General features: G+C 46.1%; 17 protein-coding genes. 5 read left to right on the forward strand and 12 right to left on the reverse strand.

Going from position 1 to position 21,011, the window contains the following annotated elements; all coding sequences use genetic code 11:
• Positions 1–126 precede the first annotated feature (126 nt).
• From QUB24_RS25575 to QUB24_RS25585, 3 genes are read left to right on the forward strand one after another with little or no spacing between them, the layout of a single operon-like run.
• Complete coding sequence (locus QUB24_RS25575; protein WP_333156414.1) at positions 127–1,716, forward strand: ABC transporter ATP-binding protein; 1,590 nt, start codon at positions 127–129, stop codon at positions 1,714–1,716.
• A 17-nt stretch (positions 1,717–1,733) separates the two neighbouring features.
• Positions 1,734–2,096 (forward strand): cupin domain-containing protein, encoded by a 363-nt coding sequence (locus QUB24_RS25580; protein WP_333156416.1) that lies wholly within the window; start codon positions 1,734–1,736, stop codon positions 2,094–2,096.
• On the forward strand, positions 2,087–2,764 hold the full coding sequence (locus tag QUB24_RS25585; RefSeq protein WP_333156418.1) for a cysteine hydrolase: 678 nt from the start codon (positions 2,087–2,089) through the stop codon (positions 2,762–2,764). The genes QUB24_RS25580 and QUB24_RS25585 overlap by 10 nt, the downstream gene beginning before the upstream one ends.
• A 354-nt stretch (positions 2,765–3,118) precedes the next feature.
• On the opposite strand, the gene QUB24_RS25590 is transcribed toward QUB24_RS25585, so the two are convergent.
• From QUB24_RS25590 to purL, 8 genes are all read right to left on the reverse strand, one after another.
• A complete protein-coding gene (locus QUB24_RS25590) occupies positions 3,119–4,204 on the reverse strand; it encodes a DUF3474 domain-containing protein (protein WP_333156420.1) in 1,086 nt (361 codons plus the stop codon).
• Between the two features lie 731 nt (positions 4,205–4,935).
• A complete protein-coding gene (purF, locus tag QUB24_RS25595) occupies positions 4,936–6,402 on the reverse strand; it encodes an amidophosphoribosyltransferase (protein WP_333156422.1) in 1,467 nt (488 codons plus the stop codon).
• Positions 6,403–7,125: 723 nt separating this feature from the next.
• Positions 7,126–7,596, reverse strand: coding sequence for a hypothetical protein (locus tag QUB24_RS25600; RefSeq protein WP_333156423.1), 471 nt, complete (start codon positions 7,594–7,596; stop codon positions 7,126–7,128).
• Positions 7,593–7,895 (reverse strand): hypothetical protein, encoded by a 303-nt coding sequence (locus QUB24_RS25605; RefSeq protein ID WP_333156425.1) that lies wholly within the window; start codon positions 7,893–7,895, stop codon positions 7,593–7,595. The genes QUB24_RS25600 and QUB24_RS25605 overlap by 4 nt, the downstream gene beginning before the upstream one ends.
• The gene (locus QUB24_RS25610; protein WP_333156426.1) at positions 7,892–8,140 is read right to left on the reverse strand and encodes a type II toxin-antitoxin system ParD family antitoxin; all 249 of its coding nucleotides are present in this window, start codon (positions 8,138–8,140) and stop codon (positions 7,892–7,894) included. The genes QUB24_RS25605 and QUB24_RS25610 overlap by 4 nt, the downstream gene beginning before the upstream one ends.
• 234 nt (positions 8,141–8,374) lie before the next feature.
• Positions 8,375–10,399, reverse strand: a complete 2,025-nt coding sequence (locus tag QUB24_RS25615) for a bifunctional serine/threonine-protein kinase/formylglycine-generating enzyme family protein (RefSeq protein WP_333156428.1) — start codon at positions 10,397–10,399, stop codon at positions 8,375–8,377.
• A 239-nt stretch (positions 10,400–10,638) separates the two neighbouring features.
• Entirely contained in the window at positions 10,639–12,387 is a 1,749-nt protein-coding gene (locus QUB24_RS25620) for a bifunctional serine/threonine-protein kinase/formylglycine-generating enzyme family protein (protein ID WP_333156430.1), read from the reverse strand.
• A gap of 228 nt (positions 12,388–12,615) precedes the next feature.
• Entirely contained in the window at positions 12,616–15,177 is a 2,562-nt protein-coding gene (purL, locus tag QUB24_RS25625) for a phosphoribosylformylglycinamidine synthase subunit PurL (RefSeq protein WP_333156432.1), read from the reverse strand.
• Between the two features lie 137 nt (positions 15,178–15,314).
• On the opposite strand from purL, the gene QUB24_RS25630 reads away from it, so the two are divergent.
• Entirely contained in the window at positions 15,315–15,920 is a 606-nt protein-coding gene (locus QUB24_RS25630) for a pentapeptide repeat-containing protein (protein WP_333156434.1), read from the forward strand.
• 169 nt (positions 15,921–16,089) lie between these two features.
• Here QUB24_RS25630 and QUB24_RS25635 read toward each other — a convergent pair whose 3' ends face one another.
• The gene (locus tag QUB24_RS25635) at positions 16,090–16,716 is read right to left on the reverse strand and encodes a Uma2 family endonuclease (RefSeq protein WP_333156436.1); all 627 of its coding nucleotides are present in this window, start codon (positions 16,714–16,716) and stop codon (positions 16,090–16,092) included.
• 115 nt (positions 16,717–16,831) lie between these two features.
• On the opposite strand from QUB24_RS25635, the gene QUB24_RS25640 reads away from it, so the two are divergent.
• Entirely contained in the window at positions 16,832–18,586 is a 1,755-nt protein-coding gene (locus QUB24_RS25640; RefSeq protein ID WP_333156438.1) for a DUF3352 domain-containing protein, read from the forward strand.
• Between the two features lie 117 nt (positions 18,587–18,703).
• Here the strand turns inward: QUB24_RS25640 and mrdA are convergent, their stop codons facing one another.
• The 3 genes from mrdA to QUB24_RS25655 are packed head-to-tail and all read right to left on the reverse strand — an operon-like array spanning position 18,704 to position 20,967.
• Positions 18,704–20,530: a penicillin-binding protein 2 gene (gene mrdA, locus QUB24_RS25645; protein WP_333156440.1), complete on the reverse strand. Its 1,827-nt coding sequence runs from the start codon at positions 20,528–20,530 to the stop codon at positions 18,704–18,706.
• A 21-nt stretch (positions 20,531–20,551) separates the two neighbouring features.
• A complete protein-coding gene (locus tag QUB24_RS25650) occupies positions 20,552–20,683 on the reverse strand; it encodes a hypothetical protein (RefSeq protein WP_333156442.1) in 132 nt (43 codons plus the stop codon).
• A 23-nt stretch (positions 20,684–20,706) separates the two neighbouring features.
• Positions 20,707–20,967 carry a hypothetical protein gene (locus QUB24_RS25655; protein WP_333156444.1) on the reverse strand — a complete coding sequence of 87 codons (261 nt, stop codon included), beginning with the start codon at positions 20,965–20,967 and terminating at the stop codon, positions 20,707–20,709.
• Positions 20,968–21,011 lie beyond the last annotated feature (44 nt).

The raw sequence follows: 21,011 nt of genomic DNA on the forward strand, positions 1-21,011 counted from the left end.
TAAGAAGGCAAATATTACTACGTGAGATTAATACTTCAAAGATTGAAATGAGCCCGACGCTCTCACTAAAAATTTAAATCTCATAAGTAGCCGATAAGCTGAAAACTTTACAAAGGAGACAAAAACATGACGGAAGTAACTGATTCTATAGATCGAAAATTAGCACTGGAAATTCACGACTCAAAATTCCAAATTCAAAACTTTATTCAACCACCAGAACTAGAGGTGGTTAACATGACTAAGCGGTTTGGCACGATGACTGCACTTGATAATTTCTCGATGACGCTAAAACCAGGGACGTTTCATGCTTTGCTGGGCGAGAACGGAGCAGGCAAAAGTACCCTTGTTAAATGTGTCATGGGTTTCTATACTCCTACTTCAGGCCAAGTTTTGATTGATAAGCAGGAAACCACGATCGCAAGTCCTCGCGATGCTCATAAGTATGGCATTGGTATGGTTTACCAGCACTTCACCTCTGTGCCTGCGATGACTGTAGCCGAAAATCTGGTTTTGTCCCGCTTTGATAGCCCCAATTTGATTAATTGGAAAGCCGAGTACGAGCTGTTAAAGGCTTTTATGAAAACTGCTCCTTTCCAAGTTCCTCTAGATACTCCGGTCTTTCAATTAGCTGCGGGGGAAAAACAAAAGCTAGAAATTCTTAAACAGATATATCTTCAGAGTCGGATCTTGATTCTGGATGAACCTACTTCTGTGCTTACTCCGCAGGAAGCGGATGAGGTTTTAGGTTTACTGCGCGCCGAAGTTACTGCTGGAAGATTAAGCGTGTTAATTATCAGCCACAAATTCCGGGAAGTGATGGCGTTTTGCGATAGCATCACGGTGCTGCGTAAAGGAAAGTTTGCAGGTCAGGGTTTGGTAAAGGATCTGACTGTCTCGGATATGTCGGAAATGATGATGGGTGAAAGGCGTGAGCCAAAACAAGTTGAAAAGACAGCCCCCCCAACGACTATTCCTATCCTTGAGGTTAAAGACCTTTATGCTAATAAAGACAACGGTCTGGAGGTATTGACAGGAGTAAATCTCACAGTTCACAGCGGCGAAATCGTTGGGATTGCAGGTATCTCTGGCAATGGTCAGCGGGAATTGGTGGAGGTGTTGGCTGGTCAGCGTTCTGCTACAGGTGGAGATGTGCTGGTTAATGGCGAAGTTTATAGGGCAACACGAGCCGAGATGTTTAAACATCAGGTTTTCGCACTACCCGAAGAACCCCTTCATAATGCTTGTGTGCCACACATGAGTGTGGCAGAAAATTTAGCCCTGCGGACGTTTGACCGCCCTCCCCAAGCTAAAGCGAGTATCTTACTCATCCTGAAAGAAATTAGGCAGGCGGCTAAGAGCTTAATTAATACTTTCAAAATTAAAACGCCTTCGCCAGATACGCCTATCGGCAATCTGTCGGGGGGAAATGTACAGCGCACAGTGCTAGCGCGCGAACTCTCCGCCGAACATATTAAGTTACTAATTGCCGCGAATCCTTGCTTTGGTCTTGATTTTTCTGCTGTGGAGTATATTCACGGTCAGATTATTGAGGCTCGCAACCGAGGTGTAGCTGTGTTATTGGTGAGCGAAGATTTAGATGAACTGCTGAAGTTGTCCGATCGGGTTTTGGTAATCAGTGGCGGGAATTTTACTTATGAAAGTGCGATCGCAGATGCAGATTTTGTTCAGATAGGTAAGAGTATGGCAGGACACTAATCAATTTGGGAATACCTATGACTGAACTACTGAACCAAGCTTTTATCCTTAAGGATTTACCTAATATCGCGACGTGGCAGAATGAGTTGGCTTGGCAACCATTTCGTGATGGGGTTGAAATCTACCGACTTTATGGTGACAACGAAAGTGGATCGGCTACTGCTCTACTGCGGTATGAGCCGGGAGCGAGTGTCCCAAAGCACACGCATACTGGTTTTGAACATATTTATGTACTAACTGGATCGCAAACTGACCAGAATGGCGAACACCAAGCCGGAACTTTTGTTATTAACCCCCCTAACAGTAACCACAGTGTTGTCAGCCAAGCTGGCTGCATAGTCCTAGTAATTTGGGAAAAACCTATCTCGTTATGGTCTTAATATCTGCCCAACCTTATGATTATGAACTGCCAGTCTCTGGCGGGGTGGCTTTGGTTATCATCGATATGCAGCGAGATTTTTTGGAGCTTGGGGGATTTGGTGAAGCTTTAGGCAATGATGTCAGCCAATTACAGGTGATCGTACCAACGGTAAAGCAGTTGTTAGAGGCATTTCGCGATCGCCATCTCCCTATTGTTCACACTATTGAAGGTCATCAACCTGACCTTTCTGATTGTCCTCCATCTAAGCAAAAGCGGGGTCAAAGCGAACTAAAAATTGGCGATCGAGGCCCAATGGGACGAATTTTAATTTTGGGTGAACCTGGCAATTCAATTATCTCAGAGTTGACACCTATGCCGGATGAAATAGTAATTAATAAACCAGGCAAGGGGGCTTTTTATCACACTAATTTGGAATTAATACTTCGTGAAAAAGCGATTACTCACCTAATTTTTACTGGAGTCACGACTGAGGTTTGCGTTCAAACAACTATGCGTGAGGCTAACGATCGGGGGTTTGAATGTTTACTCGTTGAGGATGCTACAGCTAGCTACTTTCCAGAATTTAAACAGAGTGCGATCGATATGATTCGCGCCCAAGGCGGTATTATTGGTTGGACTGCAAAGGCTGAAGTAGTAATACAAGCTTTGGAAAAATCGCAGTCTTAAATTTAAAAACTGTCGGCTATCCCGGATGTTTGGGGTACAAACCAGTGGCTGATATATTTTTTCGTAACAGGCTTTCCGGCCTGTTACACAAAGAAGAGAACTCTGGGTTTGGGGCGGCTTGTCACCCCTCCAGATGTGGAACATCTTAGGGATGAGAATTAAATAAAATCCACTTTTCCTGTTTGTTGTGGGATGGGCGTCCCGCCCGTCCCCGATAGACGGGCGGGACGCCCATCCCACAAGAAAAAAGGGAAATTATTTAATTGACGATCCTTATTATCAAACACGCGCAAAAAAGAAAAACCCGGTTTCTTTAAGAAGCCGAGTTTTTACGTATTCTCTTGTTAATTTAAACTACTTAACTTCAGCCGATCGCCGACTGTTAGGCGATTCGTAGTAAACTCCAGAACCGGTATCGGAGACAAAATGACAATCCCAGTAAGAGCGAATAAAGCTCTTCCAAATTGGATCTGTTGACTTGCGATAATAATCGCCCAACACTGGCTTGATGGCTTCCGTTGCTTCCTTCAAGTGATAGTGCGGCATTGTCGAGAAAATGTGGTGGGCTACGTGGGTGCCGATGTCGTGATGGATGGAATTGATGATTCCGTAGTCGCGATCGATCGTAGACAATGCACCTTTTAAGAAAGACCAATCATTACCACGATACCAAGGAATATCGGCTTCTGTGTGGTGCAGGAATGTTACCAAATCCAGCCACATCACGAACACTACATAGGGAACCAAGTAGAACTTGAGTAAAAACAGCCAACCAAACTGATAGGTTAGCGCGCCTAAAAAGCCTACCATCAGTACCAAGGATGCGGAACTTGTCAACACATCCCATTTTTCGGACGGACGGAAAATCGGGCTACCGGGCATGAAGTGAGAACCAGTTCGATCGGGCGATCGGCGAAATAGATAAATTGGATAGGCAAATAACATCAAATAAAAGCGTCCTAGCTTTTCGTACCAAGGCATTTGATTGTATTTGCTCTCCGACACCGGATACCAGCTTTCATCGTTATCTAAGCTGCCTGTATTTGCGTGGTGGGTTCTGTGACTAATCCGCCAACCGTGGAAGGGCACGAGAATTGGAGCGTGGGAGAGGTGTCCGATCAGGTTGTTGAGCCATTTGCTCTTAGAAAATGAACCGTGTCCGCAGTCGTGGCCCACTACAAACAATGCCCAAAACATGGTTCCCTGCATCAACCAAAAGATTGGATAAAAGAGCCAGGAATCGAGGGTGTAGGCGATCGCATACAAACCTGCGATGATGCCAATATCTAAAAAGAAATAAGCCAGAGATTTCCATGCCGATGGCTCAAAACAGTGGGCTGGAATGGCTGCCTTGATATCAGCAAGAGTAAAAGGTAACTCTGTTGTACGAGAGGATGAGCCTTGATTGCTCGCGGGATTGAGAACAGTATTTGATTGCACGAAGTTTCCGATTTAAGCTGACTTGAGAAACCGCATTCCGCCTTGTAACAGTCAATCGATTTTAGATTTTAGATTTTAGATTTTAGATTCACTCCACAGATTAATTTGGGGGCTTAAACTAAGATCTAAATTTTTTGGCTCTCCCGGACATGAGTCGGGGGCTTGTATCCCTATGCAGGTGAGGTAACATTCAACCTGCAAGGAGCCATATTTTTTACTCTGCAAGGGTTTCTAAAGTTCTTTAGTTCGCATGAATAGCCCGTCCGCGATTCTCAAGCAAGTTGGCTTGTGGAATACTTGTGTGGGAAAAATTAGTGCGATCGACCCTGTTATCTGAAAAAATCTCATGTGCCCGTTGTTGGTGCGAAATGCGACTTCAATCTGAGAGTGTACATCTGGAGGAACTACCTCCAGTCTGCAGGTAGCATACAGCGTTTCGAGCAGGAATTGTGAACGAGAGTGTAAGGAAAAACCATCTATTTTAGATTGGCGATTTTAGATTCAAGCACAAATCTCAAATCTCCAATCTCAAATCTCCAATCCGAGGGTTGGGTTTCACACAAGTGATACCCAAGCGACTGTTCACTACAGTTCACCAATTCTGCAAGAATTGCTAAAGCTAAGTTAATGTAACATTTCTACACACATTCTGGCAATGACTTACCAGAAAAACTTGAAAATCCATAAATTGCGGAAAGTGACGGGCGATCGCTTTCTCGCTTTTTGATTTTCTAGGTTCCAGCTTTTTCTAATATGAGCTTAGACCGTTTTACCATTTCTGGAACGTCGATCGGATAATCACCGGTGAAACAGGCCGAACAAAAACTCATCGGGTCTTCGTTAGTCGCCTTCAGCATTCCATCCCAACTCAAGAAAGCCAAAGAATCTACCCCAATTTGGGCGCCAATTTCTGCGACTGACTTAGTAGCAGCAATCAACTGATCTTGATTGTCGGTGTCGATCCCGTAAAAACAAGGATGTGTCACCGGCGGCGAAGAAATTCTCATGTGAACTGCGGTTGCACCCGCATCCCGCAAGGCTTTGACGATTTTGCGACTGGTAGTACCGCGCACGATCGAATCATCGATAATAATTACCCGCTTTCCTTCCAAGACATCTTTGAGAGGGTTGAGTTTCATGCGGATTCCTGATTCCCGCATTGTCTGAGTCGGTTGAATAAAAGTGCGCCCCACGTAGCGGTTTTTAATCAATCCTTCGGCGTAAGGAATGCCGGAAGCTTGAGAAAAGCCGATCGCCGCCGGGATTCCAGAATCGGGAACGCCTATGACTATATCAGCATCAGCCGGAGATTCTGCTGCCAACAAACGCCCGATCCGCAGTCGGTAGCTGTACAAACTTTCACCTTCCATCTGGCTGTCGGGTCGAGCAAAATAGATCATTTCAAAGATGCAAAGTTTGCGCTTCTGCTGCTGACTCCAGTGGAAGGAAGCCATACCTTCCTCTGTAATCCAAACTAATTCCCCGGGTTCTACGTCCCGCAAAAATTCAGCACCGATAATATCCAAGCCACAAGTTTCCGATGCTAAAACGTATCGTACCGGAGTTGTGGGGAGGATGCCAATTACCAACGGGCGGACGCCCTGGGGGTCGCGGACTCCCATCACGCCTTTGGGGGTGGCGATCGTCAAACTAAAGGCTCCTTGGCACATAGCAAACGCGCTGATCGCTGCTTCCAGCCAGTCTTTGCCCTTGTCTACCTCGGAACCGATCGCCACTGCGATCGCCTCTGAATCCGTCGTGCTCACAAAGTCGCAGTTGCGAGACATCAATTCTTCCCGCAATTCTTTGGTATTGACAAGATTCCCGTTATGTGCTAAAGCCAGACTTCCCAAACGAGTTTCGACAACCACAGGCTGAGCGTTGACCACGCGCGACGAGCCGGTAGTAGAGTAGCGAGTGTGGCCTACGGCTAAGTTACCGGGCAAGTGACCTAAACTCGATTCGTTGAAGACTTGGGAAACCAGTCCCATATCTTTGTGCAGGTGGACTTTTTCACCGTCAAAGGTGGCAATCCCTGCGGATTCCTGACCCCGGTGCTGCAAGGCATACAAACCGAAGTAGGTCAACTTGGCTACATCTTCACCCGGTGCGTAGATACCAAAAACGCCACAAGCTTCCTCGGGCTTGTCGGGTTTGCTAGAATGCTCGTCAGCCGCGAAGGAATGGTTGGGAATCATAGATGGGTGGGTTCCTAATGGGGAAGGTGGGTTAGGGGGACAGTTTCAGCGGGAAATCTTGTTTGCGAAGGCGTCGCATAACTTAACATTCCCTTAATCTTGCCACGGATCTGTCATTATTTCCAAATCGTGTAGCATTTCAGACAGAAGCGATGCGGCGTTTAATGGCATTGTAGTATCGATCGCCGCCAAATCCTATATTAACCTTGATTAAGGGCGGGCGAGGGATTCGGCGATTGAAAAATACTGTTGGCTAATTCGCCGAGGGTGTTACCCCTCACATCTGGAATGCAGCATTGGGGTTCGCTCTTGGTAGTTAATAACTATATGGTCAATTAAATATTTAGTCTAGAGCCACTATTTTTAGGGGGTAAGGGGTGAAACCATTTTTAAATTCGCCAACAGTCTCTTGAAATCGCTTAAGAGTCAAACTCTCGTCCCAGCAGAGGGGGACGAAGAAATAGGCGATCGTGCAATGGTAAATAAATTATAAAATTGCTTCACGGGCTTTTTGAAATATTAGGATTTAAGGGCGATCGAGCTTGACTTTTTCAGGGAATTGACCTACTATATCATCATGGGAATCTGTGCGGCCATGTAATGTCATTTTTGGCGCGATCGAGTATTAAGTAATGTCGTATTTTGTAGGGTGCGTCGCTATGAGATTTGCGCTCTTACTTATGGTAGATGGCGACGCACCCTACAGCTTCAACCCGCGCACCATCAGGTTTTCGTTTTTGTAGACGCGGTTTCAACCGCCGATTCCAATTCTTGAAAAATTTTGTAACTACCGCAAACTACTTCGATACAAATATCCCCTTCCAGTCGAAAGTAGAAAAGGGACGAAGAACCTGTCTCAACCAAACCGGCTTGATTTTGAAAAGGATAGGACAAAGTAGATAAAATTTGACTCTTATCTTCTGTCAATTGTCTTAATTCTGCGTTACCCACCCAGAAGCAAGACTCTTGGGAGTCGGAGTTGACTGGTTGAGAGATTACCTGATGAACGAGTTGATAGAATTCGATGGAAGTGTCATAAATCCCGGTTCCGAATGTAAAGTCTAAGCGCAAGGTTAAAGGTTGGGGGATTAGAGTAATGCCTGCAAGGTCGGCACTTTTCAAGTCTTCTATGCAAAAATGTTTTAAAGGGCGATTCCCTACGGGATAGCTACGCTTCACGGCTGTAAGAGTCATATAATTATATTTTCTCCGGTACTGTGGGTGTTTGAACCTGGCATGAATTGAATCTGATTGCCAAACTGGTCGTATCGGCGGCGGTAACTTTTACCGCGATCGTTTTTAATTTTAGGCCGGGTTCGGACAATTTCACCAGCGGGTCTAATATGAATTAAACTACCATCAGGATGCTCGAATGTTTCATATCCACCCTCTGTTTTAGTTTTGAATACAAAGCCGCTATCTGCTATAATCACTAGGGCTTCTGACTTAGTTTTTGCCGTTAAATTAGGCAACTGCTGAGATGCTACATTCATTGCTGCTGTCGGTCAAGTTTCTGCACCAACTGAGCGCGTTTTTGCTCCCACCAATCATCGTTAATCTCTATAGAATTGCCACTATCCAAACCAGCCAACAATAACGACTCAACCCGCGCGGATCTTGCTTGTTCTTGGCGAATTAGGTGCAAGATGTATTCCGCTGCATTACTGTAACCTCCGATTGCCACTTGTTCGTTAATAAAATTTTCAATTGAATCGGGAAGAGGAAGATTGATGGTCATATTTTTTATCCTTCCTGATGTGTGACCTTGGCCTATTTTAACTATTATAGGACTTATGCACAGGTAGTCAGAAACCGGTTTTTTTTGCCCAGAAGACGCGCTACAAACCGCAAAAAACCGGGTTATGAAGGTTTTGATGCGTCAAGGACTATATTTATAAACCAGGTTGAAACCGCCAAGCCTTAAAAGAAAAGTCCTCGCGGGAGACTACAGCACAGCAACGGAAACTGGAGACTACGCGGAAACCAAAGCCACGCGAAAACCGATGTCCGAGTAACGATCGCCCGCCAAATTGCTAAGACGATACGCACTGCGACAATTCACCGCAGAGTCCTTCCAGGAACCGCCACACCGCACCCGGCGATCGCTTCGATCGTTGTCGAGATGACTGCACCATTCCCACACATTTCCGTGCATATCATAAAGTCCAAAAGCATTGGGTGAAAAATTCCCGACATCAGTTGTTTGTTTGCGGTAAAGTCCCTTCGATGCCCCAGCGTAGGGATTATTGCCATTATAATTCACTAAATCCGGGGTAATAGTTTCGCCAAAATAGAAAGGTGTTTTAGTTCCGGCGCGACAAGCATATTCCCATTCCGCTTGTGAAGGTAAGCGATAAGTCTTGCCTGTTTTTTTAGAAAGCCGCTTGCAGAATTCCACAGCGTCATTCCAGCTTACTTTTTCGACAGGAAGTTTCGCACCTTTGAACTCAGAAGGGTTATTTCCCATCACCGCTTGGTATTGTTCTTGAGTTATCTCATATTTACCCATAAAAAAAGCAGGGATATTCACGGTACGCTGCGGCCCTTCATAGCTACTTCGTCCGGCTTCCGTATCGGGCGAACCCATCACGAAAGTGCCCCCAGGAATTGCTACCATGTCTAGAGTAATACCATTCCCCATATTTTCTATAAAAGCCTGTGCTTTTCCTTGACGGCGGTTGGCAATTTGCCCCGTTGAGTTGACTGTCACTGTTTCAAAAGTAAAGCTTTTTAAAGCATTGGAAAATGGCTTAGTTTGTGGAGTTTCTGGTGCGGGTTTGGGAGATGGTTTTGGCGATGGACTTTCTGCTACAGATTGTGGAGATGGTTTTGGCGATGAACTTTTTGCTGTAGTTTTTGGAGAGGATTTTTGAGCTGATGATTTAGGAGATGGGGTCGCCTTGTTGGATGAAGGTGGAAGATTTGGTGAAGATGAAGAAGTTTTGTTGTTCAACAAACTTTGACCCAGCACAGCTAATGCAAATCCTCCCCCAGCAAAACCCGCTAATTGCAAGAAACCTCGCCTTGTTGTGTTAGTTCGTAACGGCAAAGAGTGCTGTGGAATCACAGGAATTGTGGGATTTGGTATCGGTGCGGGAGTTGGTCTTGACTGACCTTGAAAATCTATTAAAACTTCCTCTGCTGATTGATAGCGCTGCTGGATATCTTTTGCCAACAACTTAGATAAAATCAATTCCAACCCCTTGTCTATGGGATTTTTCAAATGTTGCTGCCAATTTCCAGTCCAGCTATAACCGTGCTCCGTCCACAAACCATAAGGATGTACCCCCGTCAGTAGATGAAAAGCCGTCGCCCCCAAGCTAAACAAATCGCTGGCTGCATAAGCTTCACCCCCTTGCATTTGTTCAAGCGGTGCATAACCATGCGAACCAATTTGCGTTCCCTGTCGCGATATCACTGTTCCCGACAACTGTTTGGAAACTCCAAAATCAATCAACATTAACAAACCGTCGCTGCGACGGCGCATAATATTCTCAGGCTTAATATCTCGGTGAATGATTTTTTGTTCGTGAATAAACTTGAGAACAGGTAGAAGTTCTAGTAATAGTTGCTTAACTTGGCTTTCTTGCCAAATTCCCTGATTTTGGAAAAGCGTCAACAAATTATCCCCATCCACAAACTGTTGTACGAGATACAAATATTTGTTGTCTTCAAAGTAGGCATCTAGTGATGGAATTTGGGGATGTTGTCCTAGCTGTTGCAGTTGTCTAGCTTCTAGCTGAAATAATTCTACCGCTTTGTTAATCGCCCAAGTTCCCTGGACATCGGGTGCTAATTGTTTAACGACACAGGGTTGATTTAGTCTATCAATATCTTCTGCTAAATAGGTTCTGCCGAAGCCACCTTGACCGAGGAGTTTGATCATGCGGAAGCGATTTCGCAGGATGGGTACGAGTTCAAGGCCACAACTGATGCAATATGTTTGCCCGTCGGGGTTCTGAGGGTTGGGGCAGTCGGGATTGATGCAGCAAATCATTTATTTTAGGAATGATATTGTTTATATTGTATAGATTGACTGGGCCATTGAATCGACGATTGATAGGGCGATTGAAAAAATTAGCCTAATTTGTAGGGTGCGTCGCTGTGAAATTTTCTAGGCAATTTGCAGATTTTTAATGCGACGCACCTTACTATTGTGTGGTGCGTCGCTGCGAGATTGTCGATTTGATTTGTAGATTGTTCAATGCGACGCACCCTACCACTACTACGCGGAAACTAGGACGAGGAAGAAACCGAAGCTACCGCCACACGAAAACCGAGGTGCTTGCTGCGATGGATCGCCGAATGCCTGCCACGATAGGCACTACGGCAATAGAAGGCATTGCAGTTCCATGAACCACTACGCAGCACTCGGTTATTATCTGTTCCAGTTTCCCAAGAACTTCCGTCAGTCGGTGCGCCGTTATAATTACCATGCCATTTATCGCTGCACCATTCCCAAACAGTCCCGTGCATATCGTATAAACCAAAGGCATTAGGTGGAAAACGCCCCACATCCGTTGTTTTTTCGCGGTAAAGTCCCTTCGGCGCAGCACCGTAGGGATAATTGCCATTATAATTAACTAAATTCGGCGTAATCGTGTCACCAAAATAGAAAGGCGTTGTAGTTCCGGCGCGACAAGCATATTCCCATTCGGCTTCCGAAGGTAAGCGATAAATCTTGCCAGTTTTTTGAGAAATTTTCTGGCAGAATTCCAGAGCATTATTCCAGCTTACTTGTTCTACAGGACGTTTCAAACCTTTGATATCAGAAGGGTTATTCCCCATCACTACTTCCCACTGTTCTTGATTAATGGGATATTTACCCATAAAAAAAGGAGAGATATTAACAGTACGCTGCGGCCCTTCATTGTTACTTCGCCCTGCTTCGGTATTGGGGGAACCCATCACGAAACTGCCACCAGGAATTGCTACCATGTCTAAGATTGCACCGCTACCTAAATTTTCACTAAAAAATTGTGCTTGACGGCGTTGACGGCTACTTATGTTACCCCGCACCTCAACTGTCACCGGGTCAAAGTCAAACCTTTTTAAAGTCGGCGCGGGAGTTGGTGTCGGTGGGGGAGTTTGTCTTGAGTGATGTTGAAAATCTATTAAAACTTCCTCGGCTGATTGATAGCGCTGCTGGATATCTTTTGCCAACAACTTAGATAAAATCACTTCCAATCCCTTTTCTATGGGGCTTTTCAAATGTTCCTGCCAATTGGCCGTCCAACTATAACCTTGATCCACCCACAAATCAAAAGGATATAGCCCTGTCAGTAGATGAAAAGCAGTCGCCCCCAAGCTAAATAAATCGCTTGCTGCATAAGCTTCACCCCCTTTCATTTGTTCAAGCGGTGCATAACCATGCGAACCAATTTGCGTTCCCTGGCGCGATATCACTGTTCCCGACAACTGTTTGGAAACTCCGAAATCAATCAGCATTAACAAACCGTCGCTGCGACGGCGCATAATATTCTCAGGCTTGATATCTCGGTGAATAATTTTTTGTTCGTGAATAAACTTGAGAACAGGTAGAAGTTCGAGTAATAGTTGCTTAACTTGGCTTTGTTGCAAAATTCCCTGATTTTGGAAAAGCGTCAACAAATTATCCCCATCCACAAACTGCTGTACGAGATACAAATATTTGTTGTCTTCAAAATAGGCATCTAGTGAGGGAATTTGGGGATGTTGTCCTAGCTGTTGCAGTTGTCTAGCTTCTAGCTGAAATAATTCTACCGCTTTGTTAATCGCCCAAGTTCCCTGGACATCGGGTGCTAATTGTTTAACGACACAGGGTTGATTTAGTCTATCAATATCTTCTGCTAAATAGGTTCTGCCGAAGCCACCTTGACCGAGGAGTTTGATCATGCGGAAACGATTTCGCAGGATGGGTACGAGTTCCAGGCCACAACTGATGCAATATGTTTGCCCGTCAGGGTTTTGAGGATTGGGGCAGTTGGGGTTGATACAGCAAATCATTTATTTTATGAATGATACTGTTTATATTGTATAGTGTCTAAGAACCCCGATTTCTGTTATAGGTTTTTCTAAGAATCGTGAATTTTGTAAGAAGTCGGGGCTCTAGGGTGTGTTTTAAACCCGGAGATCCCCCCTAGCCCCCCTTAAGAAGGGGGGGACAAGAGTATTCAAAGTCAGCCCCTACTCCCCTTTTTAAGGGGGATTTAGGGGGAGCGAAACTTCAGGTTGTCAGGCAGATGCAATCCGACGCTCGATCGCATTATAGAATCGATCGCCCATATCACCCATCCCAACCTCAATTAACACTTGATTGTCAGCACTCAACACCCGCAAAGCTGATTCAGCCCCGCCAACTAAACCGATTTTATGCCACATTTTAGTCAAATGTTCTTGCAGGTAAGACTCCCAAATCCCTTGATTTTTCGGGGCGACTGAAACTACAATGCAGTTGCCCATTTCACCAAACAAAATTTCATCCCAGCGGCCGACATTTGCCGAATTGAAACTGAGATGAATTTCCGCACCCAGTTTACCAGAAATACAGCATTCAGCGAGGGCGATCGCAATTCCACCTTCCGCACAATCATGGGCAGAACATACCCAACCTTGCCGAATTCCATCGCGACAAACCGATTGCACTTTTCTTTCTAACTCAAAATCTATCCTTGGCGGTTTCCCAGCTACAATCCCGTGAATTGCCGCTAAATATTCCGAACCTCCCAAAGTAGGAGAAGTTTCGATTTTTGAGCTTTCAGATGAAACTTCTGAGTTTGGGGATGATTCACCAATTCCCAGCACATAAATTAAATCGCCTTTTTTTAGCCAAGCTTGGCCGCAAATCTTCTTCAAATCGGGAATTAACCCCACCATTCCGATTACCGGAGTCGGATAAATTGGTTGAGGATTTCCCTCAGCATCAACCGTTTCATTGTAAAGAGAAACATTGCCGCCAGTAACAGGCGTTCCCAACTCCCGACAAGCATCAGCAATCCCGTGACAAGCTGACGCTAACTGCCAATATCCGATCGGCTTTTCGGGACTGCCAAAATTCAAATTATCCGTAACTGCCAGAGGTTCAGCGCCCACACAGCTTAAGTTTCTGGCTGCTTCCGCTACGACTGCTTTTGCACCTTCATAAGGATCGAGATAAACATAACGAGAATTGCAATCAACCGTTGCAGCAACTCCAGGAATCATCCCCAAGGGCGCTTCCTTCTTGCTAAGGGGGGGAGAAACTTTTGGAGTTTCCCTACCTTGTGCCTTTGTAAATAGAGGAATTACCTCTTCTTCCTGTTTGCTTTCGGAAGCTAGAGAAACGGCATTTCCTCTCAGTAGATCCCCCTTAGCAAGGGGGTGTACTTCTACCCCTTCAGCAAGGGAAGATTGGCAAGGTTCTAGCGGACGCAATCTAACAACCGCAGCATCAGCGCCTCCCGGCAAAACAACTGTATTGTTTTGCACTTGATGGTCGTATTGGCGATAAACCCAGCGTTTAGAAGCGATGGTGGGAGTATCTAAAAGCGTCAGCAAAATCTGATTCCAAGTTTGGAAATTGCCGTTAATTTCGATACCTGTAACTGTGGATTGTGGCAGCGAATCCGCTGTCCATTCCCATGCTTTTTTAGCATATTCTGGCGGCTCTGTCAACAGTTCTCGGTGATAAATTGGCGTGTTATCTGCCAAAGCAGTTGCGGTAATTTCGGCAGCGATTTCGCCTTTAAATAGAATTCGGACGATCGGCTTTTCGATAACTGTCCCCGCTACAACCGCGTGCAATCCCCAGCGGTGGAAAATATCGATTAATTCCTGTTCGCGTCCTTTTTGGGCAACAAACAACATCCGTTCTTGGGATTCCGAAAGCAGGTATTCGTAAGGAACCATACCGCTTTCTCGAACGGGAACTTTGTCTAAATCGAATTCAATGCCGACGCCGCCTTTGGCTGCCATTTCTGATGTCGAACAGGTGATTCCCGCTGCACCCATATCTTGGGCGGCGACGACTGCACCGGTTTTGAATGCTTCTAAACAAGCTTCAATTAAGGATTTTTCTAAAAATGGATCTCCTACTTGGACGGCGGGGCGATCGTCCATTGATTTGTCTGTCAATTCTGCACTGGCAAAACTTGCTCCTCCCATGCCATCTCGCCCGGTAGTTGAACCGACGTAAAGCACTGGATTTCCGATGCCGGATGCCCCGGATTTGACGATTTCTTGAGTTTCCATTAAACCCAAGGCCATGACGTTAACTAGCGGGTTGCCGGAATAGGCAGGATCGAAGTAAACTTCGCCGCCAACTGTGGGTACTCCGATGCAATTTCCATAATGGGAAATTCCCGATACTACGCCTTTGAACAATCTCTGAGTTTTAGCATCGTCTAAGTTGCCGAAACGCAGGGAATTTAAAAGTGCGATCGGGCGAGCACCCATTGTGAAGATATCGCGGAGAATCCCGCCGACACCGGTTGCCGCACCTTGGAAAGGTTCGACTGCTGAGGGGTGGTTGTGGGATTCAATTTTGAAGGCGAGTTGCAAGCCGTATCCCAAGTCTACGACGCCGGCATTTTCTCCAGGCCCGACGAGAATTCGATCGCCCTCTGTGGGAAACTGTTTTAATAGTGGCCGCGAATTTTTGTAACAGCAGTGTTCGCTCCACATGACGCCGAACATTCCCAATTCAGCTTTATTAGGATGGCGGCCTAGACGCTGAACGATTTCTTCATATTCTTCAGGTGTGAGTCTTTCACCGGCAATTTGTTCGGGGGAAAATGGGGATTCGGAGATGGGAGACATGGAAACTCGTTATAAACCACAGGCTTTATTCTAAATGCCCTGCGGTTGGTTAATCTAAAATCTATAATCTAAAATCTAAAAACCCAGGCGCAATGCGTTGGTTAATCTAAAATCTAAAATCTAAAATCTAAAATCGAATGACTTTACCTCGAAATCTCAATTTTGCTAACCAAAACTTGCGAAACCGTTCTTTTAAAGGGCTTGACTTGTCAGGGGCGAATTTCAGCGGTTCCGACATTCGAGGCTGCAATTTCACCGGGGCGATTTTGAGGGGGGCAAATTTTCAGGGTGTCAGAACTGGACAAAGCCGCAGGCGGGTGAGAAATTTGATTGCTAGGGCTGGGGTGACAGCGGTGACTGTGACGGCGGCTGGGGCTTTGACTGGACTGATTGCCGGGGCGGATGCGGGGGCTGCGGCGGTGGCTGGAACCGCTGCTACGGCGATTGCTGCGACTCGGTGCGAGGCTGGAATTGTGGCGGGGGCTGTGGCTGGGGCTGCGGCTGCGATCGGGGCTAGCGGTATTGTGACATTTTTGGGCGGAGATACTATCAGGGGAATTGTCTTATTTTTGGTTTCTGGGGTAATTCTGGGGTTAACTGCGATCGGATTTTTTATAGCTGTTGAACAAATAGAAAAATTGTCGATAACGTCGTTTAGAAAGGCTGATTTAACTGATGCTGTATTCGATCCGGGGGCGGTTCTAGATGCAGATTTTTCCGATGCGCGAGGAGTGCCGTGGTAGACTACACAATTACTGATTTTTTTGATTTTTTACCGAAAGCATCCAGGATACAAGCCCCCGGATTCATCCGTGGAAAAATAAAAAACCTGTATCCGATGAAACTTGCCGAACGTATTTATTCGTGGGGTGAATGCTTCAATTCTAAAATCTAAAATCTAAAATCTAAAATCTAAAATCGATTGACCCATTCCCGTAATTCTCGCACTGCTGTGGTTGCGCCTGTAGTTTGACAGCGATCGATAAATTCCTCAACTTTTGCAGTAGGTAGCATCGGGAAAGCCCGCGAAAAATTGCACTCGGCATATTCGCCATTTTGCAATTGATAAAACTTGATGCTTCGTCCATCGTACCGCCAAATTTCGGGTACGCCTAAATCTGCATATAAATCGAATTGATTTAAGGAACTGCTGGTAATATCAATTTCCAGTGCTAAATCGGGCGGCGGATCTTGAGCAAAGTCTAATTCTGTTCTCCCTCTGACCAGTGCTTCATTCTGGATATAATAACAGGAATCTGGTTCTTTACCCGCTGCTTTTTTGCGTTTTTTGATCGTCATCGAGCCAAAGGGGTTGTACTCTAGATTGAGTTCTTCTATGAGAGTTACAATTAAGCGATCGATCAGCCTGTTGCGATTTTCATGTTCCGGTAGCGGCACCATAATTTCTAATTGACCTTGATGATAAGCAATTCTGGTGGAACGTTGGTTGCCCAGTTCCGCTAGCAGGCTTTCATATAACTGCCAACTGATATTTGGCAGTAAAACTCGCTGTTCGGGGGGCGTTGATATTGTTAGCATTTTACTTGGGTTTTAAAGCTTGAGTATATTTTAGTTTATCTTTTTGTTTTGCGAACTGAACAAAAAGTATCTGCCGAGAGCTACGGTCATGCGCTACTCTAGTTAATAATAGACTGTGGTCATTAGTCCTTGTTGTATGAAGCTGCGATCGTTCTTTTCTTTCCTCATTGCTGGCGTCTTGGCACTCTTAGGCTTGAGTGCCGGTGGTTTTTACTGGCTGACAACTCAAACTCCCCTGAATTTGCTCGCCGGCGGGCCGACAACTACTCCGGCTGCGGCTGTGTTTGTCTCGAAACAAGCACCTTTGTTAGCTTCAATGCTGGTAAATCCCGATCGCCTCGAAGCATTGCGACAAGTTTTTGCCACTCCCGAAGAAAGAAGTCGATCGCACGCAGAATTTGAGCAAATCAAAAAAAGTCTCCTCGGCAATACAGGCCTCGATTACAGTCGAGATATCCAACCTTGGATAGGTGACGAAATTACCCTCGCAGTCACAACGCCAGATTTCGATGGCGACAGCAGCAACGGCAAACAAGCCGGGTTTTTGCTGGCGGTTTCCTCCCAAAAGGTCGATCGCAGCCAAAAATTTATCGACTCCTACTGGCGCCAACAATCTCGTGGCGATAAAACAGTGCAGTCGGAAATATATAAAGGCGTGAAAATTAATTATAAACAAGCACCAATATCCCAGAAAAAATCTGCTTCGCTTTCCCCTTTTAACCCGTTTTCTCTGCCGACTTCCAAGTTGCCATCCAGCTTCGCAACAGCAGCCATCGGCGGTAATTTAAATTCTGGGAATAACCAAAGTTTTGTTTTATTTTCCAATACCCCAATTGTGATTCGAGATGCAATTAATAACGTTGAATCAGCCAACCTAAATCTCAACAATACCCCGGAATATCAAAAAGCTTTGCAGCAGCTAAATCAAGGCAGAATCGCTTTAGCATTTGTCAATCTCCCGCAATCAGCAACCGAGCAAAATCCCCAAGTTTCTCTTAATTCCCTCGCAGTTGCTGTCGGAGTCAACCGACGGGGATTGCTGGCTCAAACTGCTTTAGTGACATCGCGAGAAAACACAGCTTCTCCAACACTCTCCGAACCGGTGCAAGCCTTGCAATACATTCCCTCAGCGAGTCCTTTCGCGGTCGCCAGCACCGATTTAAGGAATTTTTGGACTGATTTGTCATCGGCGGTTTCTACTAATCCAGAAGTCTCAAAATTAGTCGATCGCACCCTGGGAGATATTCAGCAACTTTGGGGCGTCAACCTGCCGCAGGATATATTTGACTGGGTACAAGGAGAATACGCTTTAGCAGTGCTTCCGAATTCGTCAAATGGTGCCGACTGGATTTTTGCCGCCGAAAACTCTGCCGATTCCCAAAAGGCGATCGACAAACTCGATGAAATTGCCCGCAGCAAAGAATACAGCATCGGCAGCTTCACTCTCAGAAACCAGAAAATTACCGCTTGGACGCAGTTGACAACGAACCCCAATTATGGGAGAGAAAATAATAGAAAAAGTGCGATCGAAACCGAGGCAAAAGGAATCCGAGCCACCGTCGGCAAATACGAAATTTTCACCACTTCAGTAGAAGCAATGGACGCAGCACTAGAAGCAGCAGAAACAGGCTCTTTAGTTGCCAATCAAGACTTTCAAACCAGCATTGAACCGCTACCGCCATCTAACGACGGCTATTTTTATTTAGACTGGCCCTCCAGCAGGGCAATTTGGGAAAAACAAATCCCGCTGTTGAGGTTAATTGAACTTTCGGCAAGACCTTTGTTCGACCACTTGCGATCGCTCACTGTCACAAGTACGGGAGAAATAACAGGAATTCGCAAAGCTACAATATTTATGCGGCTCAATTAGTTAGAAGTCATTAGTCCTTAGTCAGTAGTCATTAGTCAGAATGAAAAACAAGAAACTATGCCCAATTCCCAATTCCCAATTCCCAATAACTAAGGACTACTGACTACTGACTAAGGACTAAGGACTAATAACTACTGACTGCTTCACCTTTTTCTGTTGCCCAAAATAAGCTTGAAACACCTCTTTCGCGATCGGGGCCGCGGCAACAGAACCATAACCGCCATTTTCCACAATCACGGCGATCGCAATTTCCGGCTTGTCAGCGGGCCCGAAGGCGACATACAAAGAGTGATCCTCCTGTCCAATGACCTCCGAAGTCCCTGTTTTGCCCGCCGTCAGCGGAATCGTACCGTCATTCATCCCCTGTCCCGTACCCTGGGCAACCACCGCGATCAGTCCTTCCTTAACCACCTGAATTGTTGAAGGTTTCATCCCCGTATGTACCCGTTGAGTCTCCGCTGTACCGGTCATAGAAGTCAACAGATGAGGCTTCACCCGATAACCCCCATTAGCGATCGAACTCACCATCACCGCCGCCTCCAAAGGAGTCACCAACACCAACCCCTGACCGATCGACATCGTTACCGTATCACCCGCATACCAAGGTTCTTTATAAAGTTTCTCCTTCTCCTCCGGCGTCGGGATTTGACCGTGATCGCCGCCGCCTAGCCCCAAAAGATTCAAATCCGTATCCTTGCCAATTCCCAGGCGGTGTCCCCACTTAGAAATTTGCTCAGGCCCGGTACTAATCCCCACTTGATAAAAAAATGTATTGCTGCTGAAAGCCAAAGCATCCCGAAAGCCGATGTCGCCGTAACCGCCGCTGTGTTCGTTAAAATCAATTCCCCCCACAGTAATGTAAGACGAAGTACCGAGAATTGAGTCCGGCGAAAATTTGCCCGACTCCAGGCCCGCGACGGAAGTCACAATTTTAAAGGTGCTGCCGGGGGGATAGCCTTGCATGGCCCGATTCAAAAATGGATTTTCCGGGTCTTGAAGAGTTTTCCACTCATCCTTAGTGATTTTTCGCGTAAACAGATTGGGGTCAAAAGTCGGGTGGCTGGCCATAACTAATACCGCCCCGGTTTTGACATCCAGCGCCACTACTGCTCCCCGGCGCTGCCCCAGGGCTTTTTCGGCTGCTTTTTGCATGGACAAGTCTATGGTTAGCTGCACCGCCTCACCGGGTTTGGGCGGTGTCTCTCCCATCAGCCGCAATTCTTGATTTTGGGCATTTACCTCGATCAGCCGATCGCCCCACACTCCCGCAATCTTCTGGTTAGAGCTCGCTTCTATGCCCATTTGACCGACAATCATCCCCATCGGATATTCAGGATGAGCTTCCAAGTCGGCTGCGGTAGCTTCGCCAATATATCCGATCACGTGAGCCGCCAAACTGCCTTCGGGATAGTAGCGGTTCGCTTCTGGCCGCACTTCCACTCCCCGCATTTGTCCCACCTGTTCTGCTAGCGGCACAAACACCTCTGGTGGCATTGCTTGCTTGAGCCGCACGGGTCTGTAGGATTGAGGATCGACCTCTTTTAATTTTTTTAAAATTTCTTGTACCGGGATTTTAACCAGCGGACTCAACTTTTCTGCTGTCGCTTTCCACTCTTCCGGCGTTTGTTCTTTCGGCCACAAATATACCGATCGAGCTAAATTGTTTGCCGCTAGCAACTTGCCTTGGCGATCGACAATATGTCCGCGATTCGCCGGCATGGGCACTAGGCGAACGCGATTGTTTTCGGCTCTTTCCCGGTTTTGCTTCCCTTGTATCAGTTGCAATTCCACCAGCCGACTAGCGTGCAGGCCTAGCAAACCTGTTGCCACCAGCATTAACACGATCGCCCGATGTATCGGACGATCCTGTTTTTTAGGAGTTTCCCCCAGGCTTTTGTCAGAAGAGTGAAATCCTGAGATCGAATAAACTTGTCGTTGCATCATTCTATAGGTAGATGTCAAATCCTAGATTTTAGATTCTTGAATTGTCAATTGTGAAGTATACATCATCAGACCGGGGGCGATCGGGCCTTGACCCTTGGGGGAAGCGGAATGGATAATTAACTTTTGACTAATCATTAATAACTCATCACTCATGAATGCTGAGTGTTGGCTGCTCACTAATCCCCCAAGCACCAAGAAATAGCCAGAAAAATCAAGGCCAGGCTCAGCCAATTAGGGAGGTGGAGCCAGCCAGATAGACCTATAGGTAACAATACCAAGGCCTGTGTCAATAGGGAACCGATCGCCAACAGCAAGGCTAGGAGTATCAAATTTATCATCTTGACACCGTACAATTTCGGATATGAGTCGATCGCCTGTGGCAGAAATCCGAGTGGCACAAGCGAGCGCGATCGTACAGGGATTGTCCTGATAGACATAAGGAAGAGAAGCCAGGAGGTTTTGAACTAATTTAAAAAAAATT

Source organism: Microcoleus sp. B9-D4, from assembly GCF_036705105.1.
In the GTDB taxonomy this organism is placed as follows: domain Bacteria; phylum Cyanobacteriota; class Cyanobacteriia; order Cyanobacteriales; family Microcoleaceae; genus Microcoleus.

Bases quoted from the DNA above. Each gene is read 5' to 3' on its own strand.
- purL (WP_333156432.1), bottom strand. From the start codon at position 15,177: ATGTCTCCCATCTCCGAATCCCCATTTTCCCCCGAACAAATTGCCGGT.
- QUB24_RS25635 (WP_333156436.1), bottom strand. From the start codon at position 16,716: ATGCTAACAATATCAACGCCCCCCGAACAGCGAGTTTTACTGCCAAAT.
- QUB24_RS25655 (WP_333156444.1), bottom strand. From the start codon at position 20,967: ATGTCTATCAGGACAATCCCTGTACGATCGCGCTCGCTTGTGCCACTC.
- QUB24_RS25600 (WP_333156423.1), bottom strand. From the start codon at position 7,596: ATGACTCTTACAGCCGTGAAGCGTAGCTATCCCGTAGGGAATCGCCCT.
- QUB24_RS25650 (WP_333156442.1), bottom strand. From the start codon at position 20,683: ATGAGTGATGAGTTATTAATGATTAGTCAAAAGTTAATTATCCATTCC.
- purF (WP_333156422.1), bottom strand. From the start codon at position 6,402: ATGATTCCCAACCATTCCTTCGCGGCTGACGAGCATTCTAGCAAACCC.
- QUB24_RS25620 (WP_333156430.1), bottom strand. From the start codon at position 12,387: ATGATTTGCTGTATCAACCCCAACTGCCCCAATCCTCAAAACCCTGAC.
- QUB24_RS25610 (WP_333156426.1), bottom strand. From the start codon at position 8,140: ATGACCATCAATCTTCCTCTTCCCGATTCAATTGAAAATTTTATTAAC.
- QUB24_RS25615 (WP_333156428.1), bottom strand. From the start codon at position 10,399: ATGATTTGCTGCATCAATCCCGACTGCCCCAACCCTCAGAACCCCGAC.
- mrdA (WP_333156440.1), bottom strand. From the start codon at position 20,530: ATGATGCAACGACAAGTTTATTCGATCTCAGGATTTCACTCTTCTGAC.
- QUB24_RS25585 (WP_333156418.1), top strand. From the start codon at position 2,087: ATGGTCTTAATATCTGCCCAACCTTATGATTATGAACTGCCAGTCTCT.
- QUB24_RS25630 (WP_333156434.1), top strand. From the start codon at position 15,315: ATGACTTTACCTCGAAATCTCAATTTTGCTAACCAAAACTTGCGAAAC.
- QUB24_RS25575 (WP_333156414.1), top strand. From the start codon at position 127: ATGACGGAAGTAACTGATTCTATAGATCGAAAATTAGCACTGGAAATT.
- QUB24_RS25580 (WP_333156416.1), top strand. From the start codon at position 1,734: ATGACTGAACTACTGAACCAAGCTTTTATCCTTAAGGATTTACCTAAT.
- QUB24_RS25605 (WP_333156425.1), bottom strand. From the start codon at position 7,895: ATGAATGTAGCATCTCAGCAGTTGCCTAATTTAACGGCAAAAACTAAG.